2 protein-coding genes (1 of these 2 cut by a window edge) are annotated in these 2,500 nt (G+C 50.3%); both read left to right on the top strand.

Translation table 11 applies throughout. The features are described from left to right. A protein-coding gene (gene ald, locus RIG61_07810) for an alanine dehydrogenase (GenBank protein ID MEQ9619068.1) crosses the window boundary here: on the top strand, window positions 1-773 show its 3' portion. The gene continues 283 nt to the left of window position 1, outside the view; 773 of the gene's 1,056 nt are visible here — the last part of the coding sequence; the start codon falls outside the window, past its left edge; the stop codon is at window positions 771-773. Between the two features lie 289 nt (window positions 774-1,062). Continuing rightward, window positions 1,063-2,500: S8 family serine peptidase (locus tag RIG61_07805; GenBank protein ID MEQ9619067.1), on the top strand; the 1,438-nt coding region annotated here is incomplete at its 3' end.

Here is a 2,500-nt window from a genome sequence, read left to right as displayed (position 1 = left end):
TACACCTGGCGGCGGATAAAAAGCTCGTCCAGGCGCTTAAGAAGAGTAAATGCAGGGCTATGGCTTTTGAGACGGTCGAGCTTCCCGACGGCTCCCTTCCTCTTCTTATACCTATGAGCAAGATCGCGGGCAGGCTCTCGGTGCAGGTGGGCGTGCATTTCCTCCAGAAGTCAAAGGGCGGGAAGGGTGTGCTTCTGAGCGGAGCCGCGGGAGTGAGAAGGGGCAGGATAACTGTCATAGGAGGGGGAACGGTTGGACTGAGCGCAGTTCTCTCCGCGCTCGGACTCGGCGCCGAGGTTACGGTGATAGACATCAAGCAGGAAAAGCTTGAATTCTTCTATGAGCACTTCGAAGGCAGAGTGCGCACTCTCCCCTCGTATCCCGAGATAATCGGGGAGGAGCTCAAAAAATCCGATCTGGTCGTGGGCGCCGTTCTCGTTACAGGCGCGAGGGCTCCCAAGGTAATAACAGAGGATATGATTTCCGGGATGGAAGAGGGAAGCGTTTTCGTTGATGTCGCGATCGACCAGGGGGGATGCTCCGAGACGAGCAGACCCACTACCCACGATTCGCCCGTTTATGATTCCTGCGGCGTGAAACACTACTGCGTAACGAATATGCCTTCGCTGGTTTCACAAACCTCTACGTATTACCTGTCGAATACGATACTTCCCTATGTGCTTATGGTCGCCGACGGCAAAATCGAGCACAATGATGCGCTTTTAAAAGGTATAAACGTTGACCGCGGCGAACTCAAACTCGACATATACTGAGAATTCCTTTTAATTCCACCCTCATCGACAAAAAATGCAATAGCTTTAAGGTTTTTCTCCTTATCTGACAATATTTGTCGCGCAGTGACATTTATTTTCCCGCAGTGTGTCCCGGTAGCACTTGATGTAGTTGTAACTTGATGTCATCATTAAATATTATGAGTCTCTTGGTATGGCATAAACATTGCAAATAATATATGCAAAGAATACAATAGTTATTAATATTTATGAGAAATATATATTAACCTCCGGGTTAATCTTTCTCACAAGAGTCTGGAGGAATAGTTTTATGTCAAAATTAGGTGCATTTTCCAGAATTTGGCTGTTTGTGTTTGTTTCCCTCTTCGTTCTGCCTTTATTTATAAGCGCATCTTTGGCTGAAGAAGATTTTGTGCAGGATGAGTTAATAGTCAAAATAAAAAGTAATGCCAATCAATCGGCCCTGCAAGCGGAGTTTAGTATTTTCGACGCCGAGGTGAAGGAAACATTCGATGAATTGGACATTGTCGTCCTCAAGCTGCCTACGGGAGACTTTATAGATCTGGATCAGCAGTTGCTTGAGGAAAATCCCGAAATTGAGTACGTTGAGAAAAACTATATATACAATACAAGCGTTACTCCGAACGATCCATTGTTTGGCTTGCAGGACTACCTGAATGTTATAGACGCCCCTCAGGCATGGAACACCCACGTCGGCGGTTCAAATGCTGTCATAGCGGTGCTGGATACCGGAGTCGAGTCCACTCATGAGGATATAACCGGGAAGTTGCTTCAGGGCTGCAATGTTCTAGGTGGTTTTACAGATCAGAACTGCAGTCTTGATGTAAGCGATAACAACGGTCACGGGACAGGTGTTGCCGGGACCGCCGCGCTTAAGACCAATAATTCGATCGGCGCGGCAGGGGTATGCTGGAACTGCCTTATTCTTCCCGTTAAGGTTTTGAATGACGGCGGCACTGGAACGCTATCAGACGCGATAGAAGGCATATTGTTTGCCCGTGCGTACGCGCTCGGCAATCCGGGCAAAAGGGTGGTAATCAACATGAGTTTCGGCCGCGAGTGTAACAGTACCGGAATTACTCAGGCGGAACAGGACGTAATAGATTTAGCGTGGAACAGCGGCTTGCTCCCCGTGGCCGCGGCCGGTAATGACGGGAATAGTCTGCTTCAATGCCCCGCTTCGGCTAATCACGTTATCGCGGTATCGGCCACTACCAATTCCGATCAGCTGGCGGGTTTCTCAAGCTATGGAAGTTTCATCGACCTGGCTGCGCCGGGAGTAGGTATAGTTAACGCTTTCGGCACTTCGGATCAGCCGGGCAGTTTTTATACCTCCTGGTCGGGGACTTCTTTCTCTTCCCCGATCGTAAGCGGTATTGCCGGGCTTGTCTGGTCTGTTGATCCCAGCCTAACCAATGCCGGGGTAGATCAAATTCTGAGAGACACTGCGGAGAATATCGGTTCATCCACATTTTTCGGGGACGGCAGGGTAAATGCCGCATTCGCGGTAGAATTGGCAAGTGGAGGAAGTCCCGCTCCTCCTACACCTGCGCCTACCCCTACCCCTCCGCCGGGGGGAAGCTCCACTCTGAGCGGTTTTGACCCGAACCAGCCGGGTACCGTCAACACGGTAACCGTAACAAACGCTCCCAGGGGGGCCAGGGTAAATTTCGTCTTCTCTACCAGAGACGGCACAACGAGCATAAGGAGCGGGGCATGCAGCGGTC

It is taken from the genome of Deltaproteobacteria bacterium (assembly GCA_040223695.1).
GTDB lineage: Bacteria > Desulfobacterota_D > UBA1144 > Nemesobacterales > UBA2774 > JAVKFU01.
The sequence above is the reverse complement of the archived record's forward strand: the minus strand, read 5'-3'. Positions and strand labels throughout refer to the sequence as shown.